Consider the following 15,308-nt stretch of genomic DNA (forward strand, 5'->3'; position numbering starts at 1 on the left):
CGTGCTCATCGTTGCCTCCGTGCGGATTCCGCTAGTCAACGGGTGATGCTGTCATATGCGTTGACGCGCTCCATTCGGCCTCAGTGGGGCGATGCCGCTCCGCGCGGAACCCGCAGCTCCGGCTCGGCGCGGAGGGCCTCGACGTCCACGCCGCTCTCCGTCAGCACGCGTGTGATCTCTGCCGCGGACTCCGCGTCCGTCCCGGTCTCGTCCAGCAGTGCGGCCAGCAGATGGGTCGTGCCGACGGTCGGCGAACCGTGGTGGGCAGCGGTCAACTGGGTGACGTGCAGGAGGCGTCGCTCGAAGTCCGCGGGCTCACGGTCCTCCGCGGGCTCCACGTCCACGACTCCGGTGGCCGGAAGCAGCACGCGAGCCATCGCCTCCTGGCCGCCACCGTGGCGGCGCAGGAGTTCCGCTCCCCGGTTGGCGCCCTGCAGCTTCTCGGGCAGGTCGCGTTCCGCAACGGTCAGCGACCGCTCCAGGGCCAGGATGCCCATCAGCAGGTCGACGGGCCGGCGTTGCGGTTGCCCGCGGCGCACCGCCCCGCGTGTGGCCTCCGAGGACACCACGCCCACGACCGCGGAGCCGAACCCTGCGCCGCCGCCGAAGATCCAGGCGGTCATCTTCCGGGTCAGCGGGTTGCCGCTCTTCCCGAACGTCCCCGCCTTGCGCAGCACCAACACGGTGGCGGGCTCCGGCACTTCATCGCTCCCCCGCAACGCTTCGAGAGCAGTCGCGGCAGCCGAGGTGTCCAGCTTCTCCACGAGCATGGCCTCCTGGGCGCGGGTGCCGGGCAGCTCGATCAGCGCGCGGGCGACATGGCCGACGCACACCGAAAGGACGCCCTCCTCCCGTGCGGACTCCAGAGCCTTGTGCAGTACGGACCTCACCGCACCTGTCATCGGCGGCAGGTCAAGGCTTGCCCTGTCCCGTTCCTCCTTCTTGCGGTTCTTCCAGCGGATCCGGTCGGCCTCGTCGTGCCGGACCTCCCGCCAGAGGGCGTCGATCTCCTGCCGGTCGTCCAGGGACTCCGGCCTGCCGTCCCCCGCGTCCTCGCTGACCCACACGGATGTACCCCGGCTGCCGATCGACCCGGCGAGCGACCCTGAGACCTTCACCCCAGGAGCGATCGCGGCGCCCGCGGCGGAGTCACCCGACACGAGTGCGCTCAGCACACTCTCCGTGCCCAGGTCGGTGCGCTCCTGGCGCATGGCCGCGCGCATCGCGTCCAACAGCAGCTTGACGACGTCCTCCTCGAACTCCACGGTCAGATCTGCAACTCGGTCCGATGCCCGCTGATCCATCGTGTGTCCTCTCCGTGGTGTGTCACCTGATGAAGAGAACGCTAGATCCGCACGGTCCGGCGCCGCGTCGGCCGACTGTCCAGGCTTCCCGTCCGACCGGCCAGAACTCCGGCTCCATTCGGCCGCTGCGGGGCGTCACGGGCTTGTCGTCGGTCACCGGCCTTGACCGGTGGGTGACAGCCGGCCTGCCCGCTGAGACCGTGGGGCATCGGGAGGTGGAGTGAACGGGAGACCAAGACTGTGGCCGGCCGGGGCACTCGCAGGTGTCGCGGCTTCGGTGCTGACCTTTGCGTTGGCCGTGGTCATGGTCATACTCATCCCCGCGTGGTGGCCGCACCACGCGGTGGCCGCGGTGACGACGCTGATGCTGCTCGGCGCGGGCTTCGTACTGATCGCCGTCTGCTTCATCCACCTCAGTCCCTGGCACTTCGGTGCGGCCGCGGTGGTGGAGTGCCTGCTCGCCGTGGGCCTGCTGGCCTTCCTCGACCAGGCCGTGCTCGATGCGTGGGGAAAGCCCGTCGAGACTGTTGTCACCAAGGTGGTTCGGCATGAAAGAACAGCGCCGACAGGGCAGGTCACCCGCGTGTGGTGGGAGTGCTCACTGGAGCGGCCTGACGGCACGGCGCTGAAACGAACCCTCCGGGAATCGGACTTCGCCCGACTGGGGAAGGCATGTCCTGCAGATGCGCGGGCGGGAGACCGGCTCGTCGTCTACGCAACGCCCGGGGAGTTCACCCGCCCGCAGATGAACGCCCCGGTCGGAGGCGTCTGGCTGGTCACGTCGTTCACCGCCGTAGCCACAGCCCTGGCAGCGGCATTGGCGGCGGCCGGTCTCCGCTCTCCGCGGCCCGGCGCCGTTCAGTGACGCCGAGGGCCCTTGCCTCGGCGCCTTGTTCATCTGGCGGCTGACAACACCGCTGTGGGGTCGAACTGCCCGTCCGGAAGCCGGAGTCCAAGTCCCGTCCGCAGGCGGCGTTCGAGGTCGATGCCACGCGTCGGGTCGACGGAGGCTTTGCGCATGGCGGTGTAGAAGGCGTCCGCTGTTTCCGCCGTGGCCGCCTCGTCCCAGTACGGGACTCCACGCCGCATTTCGTCGGCGAGCTCCTGGGCCGGCTTCCGCAGCGCCGCGGGGATCTCGGCCTCGTCGAGCATCCGCGCCGTCTGTGCTTGGCCGGCGGACACCTCACGCGCCCACTTCCGAGCTCCCACCAGGTCCCGCTTCGGGCCCAGCAGCGGCCTGCGGGCCTGGGCCAGCTGCACCGGCTTGACCGCGGCCAGGTAGGCGCGTTGGGCGGGCTTCATGGCGTCGAGGTCCTGGCGGATCGGCTCGCTGAGGTCTCCCTGGGGCCGGCCGGCCCAGCAGAGGACGGTCCGGTCTCCCCGGTGCCAGCTGTCACGCTCGGGGAAGTAGAAGAAGGTGCGCAGGCCTCCGAACGCGGCCGGGTCAGGGGAGTAGTCGAAGAGGCGAACAGCGCACTTCTCGGCGGCCGTCTTCTTGACCGACTCCGTTCCGGGGAACTCCGTTTGGTCGGGCAGCTGAATCCGTGCGTAAAGCTCGCCGCGGTGCGGTTCGCCGCACGGGATGCGTACAGCCGTGAAGTCCTTGAGCTGTCCGGAGTCCTCATTCGGGACTTCACCGGGGGTGAAGCAGTCGCGCTCGCGCAGCACGCCGATGTGCACGCGGTCTCCGTTCGCGGACGAGGGCGGCGTGCTGGAGCTTCCCGTCGGAGTGCCCGGGTTGTGGACCGCCCAGACCCTGAAGTGCAGTACGCCGCTCAGGAGTGCCACTGCGAGGGCGAGGACCACGCCGGAGACCGAGATTCCGGCGATCGCGAGTCCTCGGCCGCGGTGGCCTGTGCGCGTCGTACGGACGAGGGCCACGATCCCGAGGGGCAGGGCGATCGGCGCCAGCAGGACGAGGGAGCAGACGAGGGAGGCGACGGCCAAGCCGTCGACCGGGGGTCTGGGCGGGGGTATTGGCGGCCCGTAGAAGGGCGGAGGCGTGGGCACCGGCCCGCCTTGTGGCGGTGGCATCTGCTGGTACGGAGGCGGAAAGGACACGGCAGCACACTCCCTTCGGTGACCACAGGCCGTCAGGCCAACTCCTGGCTCGCGGAGGGTCCCAGACCTGCTGACCAGCGAGCATTGCCGTGACCCAGCAGTCTTCTCGTCACTTTGATGCCAGATCCAGGCGGCGACAGGCGCGCCCTTCTGACCGACGCTGATCGGGTCGACAGGCCCTCACCCCTGCCGCAGGCATGCAGATCATGATCCGGCAGGATGGGCAGCGGGACTGCACAGTCGTTCTACGGGGAGCAAGAGCAGTGGCACGGGGGAAGTGGTGGGCCGCATTGACGGCCTTTGCGGTGCTGGGCACGGGAGCAGGGCTATGGGTGAGCGGCTCATGGCCCTTCAAGGAGTCGTACTGCTGGGGCGCTTGGCAGGCGGGCGGCGCCGACGGCTTCCTGGGCGACGAGGCCTTGGAGAAGTCCGGTTCCGAGCGCAGCAGTGAAGAGACTTCACCACCGGGCAAGGAGCGGCCGCACGGGAAGTGCACGGTGACGGTGCGATCCGAGGTGCCCGACGGTGACGCGGGCGGATCCATTTCGATCATCGAGCGGATCACGGTCAGATACGGGCCGGTGCCCGAGAAGGCCGGATCGCGGCGGGCATGGATCGACGCGCAGTTCGCGGGGTCGGGGACGCCACTGCCGGATGGGCTGCCGGGCTTCGTCGCCGGGGATCACGCCATGGCCGTTCTGCCCGAGGAGTGCGACGTGGACGGACGTCCTACGGCAGTGACGCTGACGCCGACCTCGCACGGGGATGGGCACTTGGGCCGCGTGGAGATGCCGTTCTCCATGGGCAGCTACGGGGAGATCACGCAGATGCTGTTGTCCGTGGCCAACACGGGGATGAAGTCGGCCGGTTGCGCACCGGACGAGCCGTGGAGCGTGTCATCTCCGTTTGTCGATGTCGCCGAGGACGACGACTCGTTCGGCGGCAATGACGCCTGCCGGATCGACGGGGTCGACTTCCGGCTGCGGAAGGGCTCGCAGTACCAGGACCAGGTGGGGACCGTGGGCGACCGACTGCAGACCTGCACTGTCTTCTGGACGGCACCGCGCCAACCGGATGAGACCGGTGCGCAGTTCGTGATGGTGTCGCAGCCGCGGCTCGCCGCCGTGTTCGACGGCCTTCCGGAGCAAGCTGGTGCGGCGTCGGCGTTGAAGCGGGTCGAGTGCGCGGGACGCCCGACGTACTTCTACATGCACCTCATCTCGCTACAGCCCCATGCACGACCGGATGGTCCGGGTGTGTTCGCACGGTTCGAGCAGGCCGTGCAGAAGCGGATCGGCTGCGAGACGGGCGACGGTACGGACGGGGGCGAAGCGTGATGGGCCAGGACCGCAAGAACGGTCAGGACGCGGTGCCCCCGAAGCCGGACGCTGATGAGCCCGCCGCCTCAATCCCACCTGGTCGCCTGCGGCGTGTGCTGCGCTCCCCCGCCTTGCGCGCGTCGGCGATCGGCGTCCTCGTCGGCGCCCTGCTCGGCGCCGGTGTGGTCGGCTGGCGTACGGACAGCCTGCCGCTGCTCGGGAAGGACCCGTGCTGGGGTGCGCTGGACGAGACCACCCTCTCGGCAATGTTCGGGAAGCTGGAGACGCGGGTCGATGAACTGACTCCCGAATACGATCCGTTGGGTCAGAACGAGCTCTACGGGGAGTGCCGGATCCTGGGCTACGAGAACGACGCGGCCCGCTGGTCGGCAACCTTGCGGATGCACACGCTCGACGGGCTGCGCGGCACGGACGACCCGCTGTGGCCCACCGAGTTCCTCGGCTCCGAGATGGTGGGACTCGGCGACGGGCTGCCCGGCATGGCATCGGACAGCCGGGCGTGGATCGCACTGCCCGAAGGATGCGTCGGCAAGGGCGACGAGTTCGACGGGCCAACCGTCGTCGACGTCTCGGTCGGCACCAGGGGATCGGAGAGCGGCGAAGCGGAGGACCGCGCGGCTCTCGCCCGTGCCGTGGTCCGCACCGCCAACAGCACCCTTGCCGAACTCGGCTGCGGCGGCACGTACAAAGCACCCACCGAACTGCCCGAACCGGCCAGGTGGCAGAAGGCCGACACCGATCGCCTGTGCGGCATCGACGGCCTCGCTCTGCCGCGCTCGACACGTACATCCCTCAAGCAGGTACGCGTCACCGCCGACGCCGACGCCGCCGTACGCACCTGCGAGGTGAGTACTGGCAGCGGCCAGGCAGATCTCCGGCTGACGACCGTCGCCGACCCGCGCCTGGCCCCGGTCTTCACCCGGGCCGAACTGAACGGCGGCCCGCGTGTCACGGGCACCCACGGATACGGAAGCGCCACCGACACCCGCGCCGTCTACCAGGCCAAGTGTCAGATCGGCCGCGTCACCTTCGTCATCGAACAGTCCGAGGCACTCGGCAGACAACCCACCTGGCTACCACCGACGCTCCTCCCCCGATACGTCGCCGGCGAGGCCGAACGCGTCGGCTGCGCGGCAGAACGCATTCAGGCAGCCAACGGCGCCGGAACATAGGAATGCGCCCACGCATTCCACCTAGCGTGGGGTTGCCCCATTCGACTGCTTGGGATCCTGGGGCACGCCGTAGGGTTCATCAGGTGCGTCAAGCGTCGACAGCCAGTTGATCAACACCACGATCATGGCCGCGATCGCACCGCAGACAACAATCGCAGCGATCCTTTGCAGGGCCGCCTTGCCCAGATCCATGAAGTTCCTCCCCCACTACACTGCAGACCACTGTCCGGGTCACCACCGGCTCATGAGCGGTGTGTCCGGTTCACGTTGACGCCAGACCTCGGTGAGGCGGATCAGCCGGTTGGGGGCGGCGATGCCGCGCACCGTTGCGATCCTGCCGTCTGCGAGGTCGAACGTCACGGCACCGATGACCTGGTCGCCGATGACGAAGAGGATCGCGGGACCCCCGTTGACGAACGCGTGATACGCGGTGGGCGTGATGCCGTCGAGTCGCCGTTGCATGGATGCGGGCTTGAAGCCGGCGCTTGCGACGGCTGCGATCCGCTGCGGAGTGTCGTAGCGCAGCAGCGTCCTGGTCAGGCCCGCGCCGTCGGTGATCGCGGTCGCGTCGTCCGTGAGCAGCGCGACGAGGCGTTCGGTGCGGCCCGAGGAGGCGGCGGCGAGGAACTCCTCGACGACCCGGCGGGCAGCTTCCTGATCGGCCGCCCTGCCCTCGCGGCGCGCGGCGGTGATGCGACGCCGGGCGCGATGGAGGTGCTGCTGACTTGCGGACTCTGTGATGTCGAGGATCTCGGCGATCACTGCGTGGCTGTCCGAGAACGCTTCGCGCAGGACATAGACGGCCCGTTCGACGGGTGACAGACGTTCCATGAGCGTCAGCACGGCCAGGGAGACCGACTCGCGTTGCTCGGCCGTATCGGCGGGGCCGAGCAGCGGATCGCCGTCGAGGAGCGGTTCGGGCAGCCACGCGCCGGCGGTCCGTTCACGGCGGGCCTGTGCCGAGCGGAGGCGGTCGAGACACAGATTGGTGACGACCTTGGTCAGCCATGCCTCCGGCACGTTGATCCGCTTCCGGTCGGCGGCCTGCCAGTGCAGAAACGCGTCCTGGACGATGTCCTGGGCGTCGGTGGCGGAACCCAGCAGCCGGTAGGCAATTGAGGCCAGCCGGTGACGACTGGCCTCGAACGTGCCGGTGTCGAAGCGATCGGTGCCGGTGGTGTCCACGTGGATCACCCTAGACAGCCGCGTGACCGCTTGTCCCGGTGGGCGTCTTCGGGGCGGCTGCCAACCGGTGCCTGCGCCGGGGCAAGCCGAAGGTCGGATGCGAGGTGCCCCACAGCGCTCCCTTCTGGATGCCCGCCTTGACCCTCACGGCCTTCCGGCCGCCCATGAACCTCGGCTTCGGCTCCGCTTCGCCGTCGATCAACTGCAGGATCCCGTCCCTCTGTCCGAGGCTGATGGCGTTGTACTGGTAGACCAGCTTGACGTTGGCGATCGTGCGGCCGGTCAGGCGTCCCACAATCGCCTCGATGGCCTGCCGTCCCGTGAAACCGGCCGAGCCGCAGTTCATCGGCAGCGGCAGGCCGTTGTCGCCGAGGGTGAAGACACTGTCGCCGACGGCGTAGACATCCGGGTGCGAAACCGACCGCATGGTGCGGTCGACGACCATCTGGCCGGCTTCGGTGACCTCAAGACCGCCGGCGGCCGCGATGGGGCTGACCGCGAACCCTGCCGTCCACACGGTCGCATCGGCTGCCAGGGCGGTGCCGTCGGCGCACAGCACTCGTGTCGCTTCGACGGCTTCGACCCGGGTGTTCTCCAGGACCGTGATGCCAAGGCGGTCGCACGCCCGGCGCAGGTGGCCGCGGGCGCCGTCGGAGAGCCGGGCACCCAGTTCACCGCGGGCGACCAGCGCCACCGACAGACCGGGGCGGGCTTCGGCGATCTCAGTGGCGGTCTCGATGCCGGTCAACCCGTCACCGACGACCACTACGCTCCCGCCGTCGCCCTGCCGGTCCAGGCCGCCGAGGCTGTCCAGGCGCTCACGCAGACGCAGCGCGGATGGCCTGCCGGCGACGTCGAAGGCGTGCTCGGCCACGCCGGGGACGCCATGGTCGTCGCGGTGGCTGCCGAGCGCGTACACGAGCGTGTCATAGCCGAGATCACCGCCGCCGTCGGCATCGGCAACGACGACGACCGCCCGCTCGGGGTCGACAGCGGTGACCCGGGCCACGCGCAGCCGGATCCCCGTGCCCGCGAAGACATCGGTGAGCTTCGGAGCCTCGATGTCACGTCCGGCTGCCAACTGGTTCAGCCGCTGCCGCTGTACGAAGTCGGGCACGGCATTGACCACGGTGAGCTCGATGTCCGCCGGGGACAGCCGACGGGCCAGGTTCCCGGCCACGTACGCCCCGGCATAGCCGGCACCGAGTACAACGATGCGGTGCTTCATGTGATGCTCCTGTCGGATCGCCTCGCTCTTCGTGAGGTGAGCGGGATGGCGCCCCGATTCCTGACAGGAATCCATTGTGACGTGGGTCACATGTGGGTGGTTCTGCCGCGGCGGGCGGCATCCAGGAGGGCGTGAATCCGTGGTCGCACTTCTTCAGGGTTCTGGATGGAGGTGGGGAAGGGCAGTCGGACGTCGGTGTGGGTCCGGGGGTATTCGAGGCGGAGCGTGATGCCGTAGCGGTCCAGGGCGAGGGGCAGGGCGCGCTGCAGCCCGGGCTGCGGGTGGGGGCGGACGAGGCGCAACAGCAGCGTGACGAGCTCGGGATGACCGTGCGCGAGGTGGGTGAGCATCGCCGGTTCGGCGCCGGCGAGCGGGTCCGGCTCGACCGCGTGGAGTTCCCGCAGGCTGACGAAGCTCCGCTCGCCGCCGGTCTCGAGGACGGCCTGTCCGTATTCCATGCAGAAGCTGTCCGTCGCGCCAGGCCGGAAGGGCGCCTCGAGGACTCCCGTCACGGTGAGCCGGGCGCGCAGCCGAGCGCGCACTGCGGTCGGCGCGATGTCGGTGAATTCCAGGCGCACGGGGGTGCGTTGCGCCTCGGGATGGAGCGCCGCTTCAGATGGGTCATGCAGATGAATGTGTCCCATCGCGTCCGTGGCGTCGAGGTGGTGCACCACGTGCTCGTCGGTGTTGTCAGTGACCACGGACATCGAGTGCGCCGTCGCGAGGATCGTCCGGACACGCTCCGCCGCACTCGGAAGCAGATCAGGCACGTGCAAGGCAGGCCGCAAGGCGCTGGCAGGGGCGCGGAAAAGGCGCATGTAAGTACTCCCGGAGGGCAGGCGGAGACACCAAACCGCACACCCCGTGCGACTTAGGTATGCCTAACCTAACCTCAATCGCGGCAGGTGAGAAGCCCCCACACGCCACGCCGCATCGTGGCGCGACCACCGAGTTCCCGCGGACCGGCATCGACCTGAAGTCTTGAGCCGGAGTGTTCTCTCGTGCTTCCTTCGATGTTCACAGGCCTGCGCGAAGGTCTGCCCATGGGCCCTGACGTTGGGGGAATCGAGCGTGCTGATACGCGCCATCCGGGTACCTGAAGTGCGCAGGCGGCTCCTCGTCATGCTGCTCGCCGTCACGTTGTTCCGGTGCGGCCAGAGCCTGCCCCTGCCCGGAGTCGACAACTCGGCACTGGCGGCAGCCGATCCGGCCTCCGGGCAACTGCCAGGGCTCCTCGACCTGCTCACCGGTGGCGGGCTGGCCGAGCTCTCGGTCCTTGCGTTGGGAGTCCTGCCGGTCATCGCCGCGACCTACCTCGTCGGATTCGGCGGCCTGCTGGTCCCCCGCGTCCGGGCGCTGGTTGAGGCCGGCGAGGCCGGACACGCCAGGATCGCGTCGTACACCAGGTGCGTCGCCGTCCTGCTGAGCGCGGCGCTCGCGACGGTGGTGGTGCGGTTGACCGTCGACGGTCGCCCTCCGCTGACGGACACTGCAGCGGATGCGGACGTCCTGTACAGCACGGGTGCCCTCTCACAGATCACCATGGTGGTCTGCATGACCGGCGGCACGGCCGTGGTCCTGTGGCTGAGCGCCATCATCACTGACCGTGGGTTCGGGGAGGGCCTGTCGATTCTGTTTCTCGCCCAGGCCGCGGCGGTCTTTCCGGGGCAGGTGTGGGACGCGGCCCCCGGCGGCATTGGCGGTGTGGCGGTTTCGTTGGCCGTCGTCCTCGCACTGGTGCTGGTCACCGGGCTCAGCGTCACGATCCTGCAGGGTGAGCGCAGGGTCCCGATCCAGTACGCGAAGCGGATGATCGGCCGCCGCGCCTACGGCGGCAGTGGGACCTACATCGCGGTTCGCGGCGGACAGGGCGCGTTCGGGGTGGCGGTCCCCGCCTCCCTGCTCCTCGTGCTGCCGGCGCCTCCGATTCCCTGGCTCATTGCGGCGTACGCACTGCTCGTCTTCGCGTACGTCTTCCTCCGTGGGGGTTTCGCGTTCAACAGCGAGGAAGCCACGGGGAGTCTGCAGCGCGAAGGGGGCTTCGTTCCGGGCATCCGGCCGGGACGCCCGACCGCCGAGTACCTCGGTTACGTGCACGTACGGATCGTCGTGGCCGGCGCGTTCGGGATGGCCGTGGTCGCGCTGATCCCGGTGGCCGCGCTCGCGTTGCCCGGCGTCCGCGCGGGCGAGGCCGCCCTCGGTGTCACTGCGCTGCTCCTCGTCGCGCACATGAACCTCGCCACCGTGTTGCCCACAGTCCGGCAGATCGAGTCCTGGCTGCTGAAGCCCGCCTTCGAACCGCGACCGCGCTGAACAGCGGCTGCGGGAGACCTCGGCTCCGAGGACATCAGGGGTGCGGCGCCGCCGCTTGGGACCACAGCCGTTCGGCGATCTCGAAGGCCGCATGTTGGCGGGGTCCGTGGGCGTTGAAGACGCTCCACTGGCCCTTCTCGACGGTGATGCGGACCTGAAGATCGCGGCCCAGCACGATGCCGGTGACAAGTGACCAGGGGATGAAGCCCTCCTTGCCCTTCAGAGTGCGCCGGAACCCGTCGAAGGTCAGGCGCAGGTTCTTCTCCGGGTTCAGGTTGACCACACCGCCGTCTTCCAGCGTCTCCAGGATGTGGGCGATGTGTGCCTGAGCGACGGCCTCCTGGACGCGCTGCCCGAAATCAAGGCTGCCGGCCGGGCCCCGGACCTCGTAGTGGCCGCTTCCCCTGTCGATACGGACGTGGTCCTGGCGATATTCCTGCGACAGCGTGACCTTGATGATGTCGCGCCACGACGCCCATCGTTCGACGCCCGCGTCGTTGGTGTACCGCATCGCGTGCGTGAAGAGCGTGACACTGCCGCCGGCAGGCAGAGGGCTGTGCGCCTCCTGGAGTCCGGGATCTTCCGGCCGGGGCCACTTGGCTGCGTCGGCGAGGTCTCTCGCCTTGCGCTCGGCCGCCTCTCGTGCGGCGGACACGGCTGTTCCCACTGCCCCGAGGATCATCACGCCGCCCAGGCCCAGCCCGACCAGGCCCACGGTCTCGTCGGTCTCGGACTGGCGGTCGGCGATGTCCTCGTAACCGTACGAATCACCGCTCCCCTCCTCGACGCAGCGGTCGCCTTCCTCCATCACGTATCCGTCGCACTTGTCCGAGAATCCGTCCCACTGGATGGCGAACCCACCGACGATGATGAGGGCACCGACCACCCCCGTGATCAAAGGCCCGACATATCGGCCCACTTCATCCCCCTCCGCGCTGCCGGCACGGCTAGTGCCCCACGATCATGACCACAACCCCCGGGCATCACAAGGGCGTTGGCGCTCCAGGCTGCAAGGGAGGACAGGGCGGGATGGGCCGGGTGCTCCTGGACGTCAGCGGCGACGGCCGCCTAGGCCGCGTTTGAGAAGTCGGTGACCTGCCTGGTTGGCCCTCCGGGGAGGTCGCGGGCGACCATCCAGATCGTGAGGTCGCGGGCGATGTCGTTGAAATGGCTGCGCCAGTCCTGTCAGTGGCCCGTGCGATGCTCTGAAATCATGAGCGAGCATGGGTTGTCGTCGTCCTGGCTGTTGTCGTGGGCGAGCAGAATGTTGGACGCCGAGAAGGCGATGATGGTCGACCATGAAGAGAAGTACGGCTTCCAGGCGACCGACAACCACGCTCGGCTTGCCGACTCCGCGGAGCGTGAGGCCGCACTCGCACTGACCCGGGCGACAACCATGGCCCCTGACCTGATCACCTTCTATCGCACGATCGGTGGAGTTTGGCTGCCGGACGTGGGGAACGGGTACTGGATCGATTCGGCGAGCGGCGTCCTCGTACAGCTCGCCGAATACGGAACGGTGCATGCGGACGAGGTTCAGGGCGGGCTGGTCATCGGGTCGAACGGCGGAGGGCTCTCCTATGTTGTTGCCCTCGATGGTGCGGTGTGGCGGACGCGAACAGCGACGCTGGACGAACCGGAGCTCGACAAAGTCGCGGATGACATGCGGCAGTTCCTGGAACTGCTCGAGCACTCTGTCGTCGGGTTTGCCGCGACCGGTGACCCAGGACTCGTCTAGGCCAAGCCGTGGTGGAGGTCCCACTGCGCCATCGCGCAGACAGGCGTTGCGCCGTGTGCAGTAGCGCGGGCGGCCTGTGCTGCGGTGGCGCGTGACGCTGAGGGTCACCGTGTGCATGCCGTCCTTCAGGAGAACCCGATGCCCCCTCGCACCCGCCCCCGTCACTGCCTGCGCGCTCTCACTTTGTTCACCGCATGCATGGCTCTGCTCTCTCCGCAGGCCGCTCAGGCTGCCGGGCAAGGTGAGGGGGATCCACACGGTTCGCTGCAGCGGCAACTGGAGGAACTGGTGCGGACTCCTGGCGGACCACCGGGAGCAATCGCCGTACTGCGCGACGGACGCCACCAACGCGTGGTGCGCGCCGGAGTCGCCGATCTGCAGACCGGGCGCCCGCCCCACTCCGACGACCACATGCGGATCGCCAGCACGGCCAAGGCGTTCAGCGGCGCGATCGCCCTGTCTCTCGTCGAACAACGTGCACTGCGCCTCGACGACACCCTCGGTCGACGACTGCCGCAGCTGCCAAGAGCCTGGCGGGCGGTGACACTCCGGCAACTCCTGAACCACACCTCCGGCCTGCCCGACTATTCGCAGGCCCCCGCGTTCGGGGCCGTCCTGCGCGCCGACCCCCACCACCGATTCGATTCACGGCGGCTGCTCGACTACGTCAGCGACCAGCCGCTGCATTTCAAGCCCGGCTCGCGCTACCAGTACTCCAACTCCGACAACATCGCCGTGGCACTCATGGCGGAGGCCGTCACCCGCACCCCGTACGAGCAGCTCCTCAAGAAGCTCGTGTACCGGCCGCTGGGCCTGCAGCGCACCAGCCTGCCGCACGGCTTCCGGATGCGTGAACCGTATCTGCACGGCTACGACGTCAGCCCGCCCGGAGCACCCGAGGACGTCAGCGAGCTGATCGGCATGTCGGGGGTGTGGGCCTCGGGCGGTATCGTCTCCACGCCTGCCGACATGAGCCGCTTCGTCAGCGCCTACGCGGGTGGCCGCCTCACCGGGCGTGGCATCGTGCGCGAGCAGCGGCGCTGGGTGGCCGGCGGGGCCTCCGAACCTGCCGGGCCGGGGCGCAACGATGCCGGGCTTGCTCTCTTCCGGTACACGACCCGGTGCGGCGTCGTACTCGGGCACACCGGCAACACCGCCGGCTACACGCAGTTGATCGCGGCGACACCCGACGGACGCCGCTCGCTGACCTTCTCCGTCACCTCGCAGATCAACGCCCGCACCGATCCCGACATGCTGCAGCGCCTGCGCGCGGTGCAGGAGGACTTCGTCTGCGCGCTGCTCTGCACAGAACACTGACACCCGGCCCGCCGCCGACCGCCGACCGCGCATGACACTCGTGCGGCTGTGTGCCTGACTGAACTCACTGGCGGCGCATCAGCACCCCGAGCGCCTCGTCCAGATATGTCTGGAACTCGCCACCCTCCTGCGGAGGCAGCACCGACGGTGCGGCGTGGCCGAGTTGGGCGTGGCCCAGGTACACGGAGTAGGCGAGGAGACCGCGCCTGCGGGCCTCGCCCTCGGGGAAGCCGAGGGCGGCGAAGAGTTCCGCGACGTACGCGACGCGGCGCTCCGTCACCCGTCTCACCGCGGCGGCCACCCGGGGATGCGCCGCGGTGGCGAGCAGGGCGACTTCCAAGGGGTCGTCGGTGGCGGCTTGGATGGCGAAGGCGAAGAGGCGGCGGATCTTCTGCTCGGGGTCGGATTCCGCCTCGACGTCCGCGATGGTGCCCTCGGTGGCGACCTCCGCCCACCGGTCGAGGGCCGCGTCGATCAGGGCGTCACGGTTCGTGAAGTGCCAGTAGAAGCTGCCCTTCGTGGTGCCCAGGCGTGCGGCGAGCGGCTCGACGGCGACGGCTGCGAGTCCGCCTTCCGCGATCGCTTCGAGGGCGGCGTCCGCCCAGTCGTCCGCGGTCAGTCGCGGCTTCTTGCTGCTGTCCCGTGGGGCTTCCTGCCGCCGTTGCACCATGACCATACGGTACCGTACGGTAGAACCATACGGCAGCGTATGGAGGTGCGTGATGACCCGGATCCGCAGTGTGCACGAGCGCGTGATCGAGGCACCGGCCGAGGCCGTCGGGGCCTTGCTCGACCGGCTCTCGGCCGAAGACGACCCGATCTTCCCGACCCCCGCCTGGGATCCGATGCACTTCGACCGGCCGCTTCAGGTCGGCGCGGTCGGCGGCCACGGACCGATCACCTACGAGGTCACCGAATTCGAGCCGGGGCACCGCATCCGCTTCGACATGACCCCTCCCCTGGACGGCTACCACGAGTTCACCGTCGAACCACTCGGCCAGGGGCACAGCCGCGTCCGGCATGTACTGGAGCTGAAGTACAGCAGCGTCGGACACCTAGGCTGGCTCGCCGCGGTCAAGCCTCTTCACGACACGATCGTCGAGGAGGTCTTCGACAACATCGAACGCGTGACGACGAGTTCACTCGCCCACCCCATACGCCACTCCCCGCGCGTCCGCCTGCTCGGCGCCCTGATGTGGGCGAAGCCGGAGACGAGCGCGATACCTGATCACGCACGCCTCATCCATACGGCACTCGACCGCCCCGCCTACCAGGACGCGTACCGCATGCCGTTGCTCCCCGGCCTGCCGCGCGACCCTCAGGCGTGGACGCCGATCCTCCGCGAAGCGTTCCCCGTCATCGCCCGCGACGACCGGGAAATCCTTCTGCGCGTGGACACCGCCGGCGTCACCGCCCGCGCCTCGATCCTGGTTGACGACACCCACGTCTGGCTGTGCACCGTCGCCGCGGCGGAATCTCTGCGAGGGCGCCTCTACTGGGGCGTCGTGCGCCTCGGCCATCCCTTCATGGCCCGCCTGATGCTGCGCCGCACCCATCGAGCCTTCGCGCTCGCGGCACCGACGGCAGGCGAACGGGAGTTGTCACGCCGTGTCGACGCAGGTGAGATGGCTTCCGCCCGCGAGCAGTGAC

The 15,308-nt window shown here is 69.1% G+C and carries 15 protein-coding genes; 7 read left to right on the plus strand and 8 right to left on the minus strand.

What is annotated here, in order from left to right; all coding sequences use genetic code 11:
• Positions 1-80: 80 nt before the first annotated feature.
• Entirely contained in the window at positions 81-1,304 is a 1,224-nt protein-coding gene (locus ACIBI4_RS00350; RefSeq protein ID WP_399201242.1) for a Clp protease N-terminal domain-containing protein, read from the minus strand.
• 277 nt (positions 1,305-1,581) lie between these two features.
• Between ACIBI4_RS00350 and ACIBI4_RS00355 the strand changes: the two genes are divergently transcribed.
• Positions 1,582-2,169 (plus strand): hypothetical protein, encoded by a 588-nt coding sequence (locus tag ACIBI4_RS00355; RefSeq protein WP_399201243.1) that lies wholly within the window; start codon positions 1,582-1,584, stop codon positions 2,167-2,169.
• Positions 2,170-2,198: 29 nt separating this feature from the next.
• On the opposite strand, the gene ACIBI4_RS00360 is transcribed toward ACIBI4_RS00355, so the two are convergent.
• Positions 2,199-3,251 (minus strand): DUF4190 domain-containing protein, encoded by a 1,053-nt coding sequence (locus ACIBI4_RS00360; RefSeq protein WP_399201244.1) that lies wholly within the window; start codon positions 3,249-3,251, stop codon positions 2,199-2,201.
• A gap of 311 nt (positions 3,252-3,562) precedes the next feature.
• Here ACIBI4_RS00360 and ACIBI4_RS00365 point away from each other — a divergent pair, with 311 nt between their 5' ends.
• Both ACIBI4_RS00365 and ACIBI4_RS00370 read left to right on the plus strand, forming a co-directional pair.
• A complete protein-coding gene (locus tag ACIBI4_RS00365) occupies positions 3,563-4,702 on the plus strand; it encodes a hypothetical protein (protein ID WP_399201245.1) in 1,140 nt (379 codons plus the stop codon).
• A gap of 95 nt (positions 4,703-4,797) precedes the next feature.
• The gene (locus ACIBI4_RS00370; protein WP_399201246.1) at positions 4,798-5,877 is read left to right on the plus strand and encodes a hypothetical protein; all 1,080 of its coding nucleotides are present in this window, start codon (positions 4,798-4,800) and stop codon (positions 5,875-5,877) included.
• A 21-nt stretch (positions 5,878-5,898) separates the two neighbouring features.
• Here the strand turns inward: ACIBI4_RS00370 and ACIBI4_RS00375 are convergent, their stop codons facing one another.
• The 4 genes from ACIBI4_RS00375 to ACIBI4_RS00390 all read right to left on the minus strand — a co-directional run bounded on the left by ACIBI4_RS00375 (position 5,899) and on the right by ACIBI4_RS00390 (position 9,108).
• A complete protein-coding gene (locus tag ACIBI4_RS00375) occupies positions 5,899-6,069 on the minus strand; it encodes a hypothetical protein (protein ID WP_399201247.1) in 171 nt (56 codons plus the stop codon).
• A 39-nt stretch (positions 6,070-6,108) separates the two neighbouring features.
• The gene (locus tag ACIBI4_RS00380) at positions 6,109-7,062 is read right to left on the minus strand and encodes a sigma-70 family RNA polymerase sigma factor (protein WP_399201248.1); all 954 of its coding nucleotides are present in this window, start codon (positions 7,060-7,062) and stop codon (positions 6,109-6,111) included.
• Positions 7,063-7,072: 10 nt separating this feature from the next.
• Positions 7,073-8,290, minus strand: a complete 1,218-nt coding sequence (locus ACIBI4_RS00385; RefSeq protein WP_399201249.1) for an NAD(P)/FAD-dependent oxidoreductase — start codon at positions 8,288-8,290, stop codon at positions 7,073-7,075.
• A gap of 86 nt (positions 8,291-8,376) precedes the next feature.
• Positions 8,377-9,108: a DUF2470 domain-containing protein gene (locus tag ACIBI4_RS00390; protein WP_399201250.1), complete on the minus strand. Its 732-nt coding sequence runs from the start codon at positions 9,106-9,108 to the stop codon at positions 8,377-8,379.
• A 253-nt stretch (positions 9,109-9,361) separates the two neighbouring features.
• Between ACIBI4_RS00390 and ACIBI4_RS00395 the strand changes: the two genes are divergently transcribed.
• A complete protein-coding gene (locus ACIBI4_RS00395; protein ID WP_399201251.1) occupies positions 9,362-10,603 on the plus strand; it encodes a preprotein translocase subunit SecY in 1,242 nt (413 codons plus the stop codon).
• 34 nt (positions 10,604-10,637) lie between these two features.
• Here the strand turns inward: ACIBI4_RS00395 and ACIBI4_RS00400 are convergent, their stop codons facing one another.
• Positions 10,638-11,411 (minus strand): hypothetical protein, encoded by a 774-nt coding sequence (locus tag ACIBI4_RS00400; RefSeq protein ID WP_399201252.1) that lies wholly within the window; start codon positions 11,409-11,411, stop codon positions 10,638-10,640.
• A 405-nt stretch (positions 11,412-11,816) separates the two neighbouring features.
• On the opposite strand from ACIBI4_RS00400, the gene ACIBI4_RS00405 reads away from it, so the two are divergent.
• Together ACIBI4_RS00405 and ACIBI4_RS00410 are read left to right on the plus strand one after the other, a co-directional pair.
• Positions 11,817-12,341 (plus strand): SMI1/KNR4 family protein, encoded by a 525-nt coding sequence (locus tag ACIBI4_RS00405; protein ID WP_399201253.1) that lies wholly within the window; start codon positions 11,817-11,819, stop codon positions 12,339-12,341.
• A gap of 138 nt (positions 12,342-12,479) precedes the next feature.
• A complete protein-coding gene (locus ACIBI4_RS00410) occupies positions 12,480-13,658 on the plus strand; it encodes a serine hydrolase domain-containing protein (protein ID WP_399201254.1) in 1,179 nt (392 codons plus the stop codon).
• 64 nt (positions 13,659-13,722) lie between these two features.
• Here ACIBI4_RS00410 and ACIBI4_RS00415 read toward each other — a convergent pair whose 3' ends face one another.
• Complete coding sequence (locus tag ACIBI4_RS00415; protein ID WP_399201255.1) at positions 13,723-14,334, minus strand: TetR/AcrR family transcriptional regulator; 612 nt, start codon at positions 14,332-14,334, stop codon at positions 13,723-13,725.
• Between the two features lie 46 nt (positions 14,335-14,380).
• On the opposite strand from ACIBI4_RS00415, the gene ACIBI4_RS00420 reads away from it, so the two are divergent.
• Positions 14,381-15,307 (plus strand): SRPBCC family protein, encoded by a 927-nt coding sequence (locus ACIBI4_RS00420; protein ID WP_399201256.1) that lies wholly within the window; start codon positions 14,381-14,383, stop codon positions 15,305-15,307.
• Position 15,308 lies beyond the last annotated feature (1 nt).

The sequence above is a fragment of the Streptomyces sp. NPDC050418 genome, assembly GCF_044458745.1.
Taxonomy (GTDB): domain Bacteria; phylum Actinomycetota; class Actinomycetes; order Streptomycetales; family Streptomycetaceae; genus Streptomyces.

What these genes read in the sequence shown, in the direction of transcription:
- ACIBI4_RS00400 (WP_399201252.1), bottom strand. Translation starts at nt 11,411, where the DNA reads ATGGAGGAAGGCGACCGCTGCGTCGAGGAGGGGAGCGGTGATTCGTAC.
- ACIBI4_RS00375 (WP_399201247.1), bottom strand. Translation starts at nt 6,069, where the DNA reads ATGGATCTGGGCAAGGCGGCCCTGCAAAGGATCGCTGCGATTGTTGTC.
- ACIBI4_RS00410 (WP_399201254.1), top strand. Translation starts at nt 12,480, where the DNA reads ATGCCCCCTCGCACCCGCCCCCGTCACTGCCTGCGCGCTCTCACTTTG.
- ACIBI4_RS00350 (WP_399201242.1), bottom strand. Translation starts at nt 1,304, where the DNA reads ATGGATCAGCGGGCATCGGACCGAGTTGCAGATCTGACCGTGGAGTTC.
- ACIBI4_RS00385 (WP_399201249.1), bottom strand. Translation starts at nt 8,290, where the DNA reads ATGAAGCACCGCATCGTTGTACTCGGTGCCGGCTATGCCGGGGCGTAC.
- ACIBI4_RS00365 (WP_399201245.1), top strand. Translation starts at nt 3,563, where the DNA reads ATGCAGATCATGATCCGGCAGGATGGGCAGCGGGACTGCACAGTCGTT.
- ACIBI4_RS00405 (WP_399201253.1), top strand. Translation starts at nt 11,817, where the DNA reads ATGAGCGAGCATGGGTTGTCGTCGTCCTGGCTGTTGTCGTGGGCGAGC.
- ACIBI4_RS00420 (WP_399201256.1), top strand. Translation starts at nt 14,381, where the DNA reads ATGACCCGGATCCGCAGTGTGCACGAGCGCGTGATCGAGGCACCGGCC.
- ACIBI4_RS00415 (WP_399201255.1), bottom strand. Translation starts at nt 14,334, where the DNA reads ATGGTCATGGTGCAACGGCGGCAGGAAGCCCCACGGGACAGCAGCAAG.
- ACIBI4_RS00390 (WP_399201250.1), bottom strand. Translation starts at nt 9,108, where the DNA reads ATGCGCCTTTTCCGCGCCCCTGCCAGCGCCTTGCGGCCTGCCTTGCAC.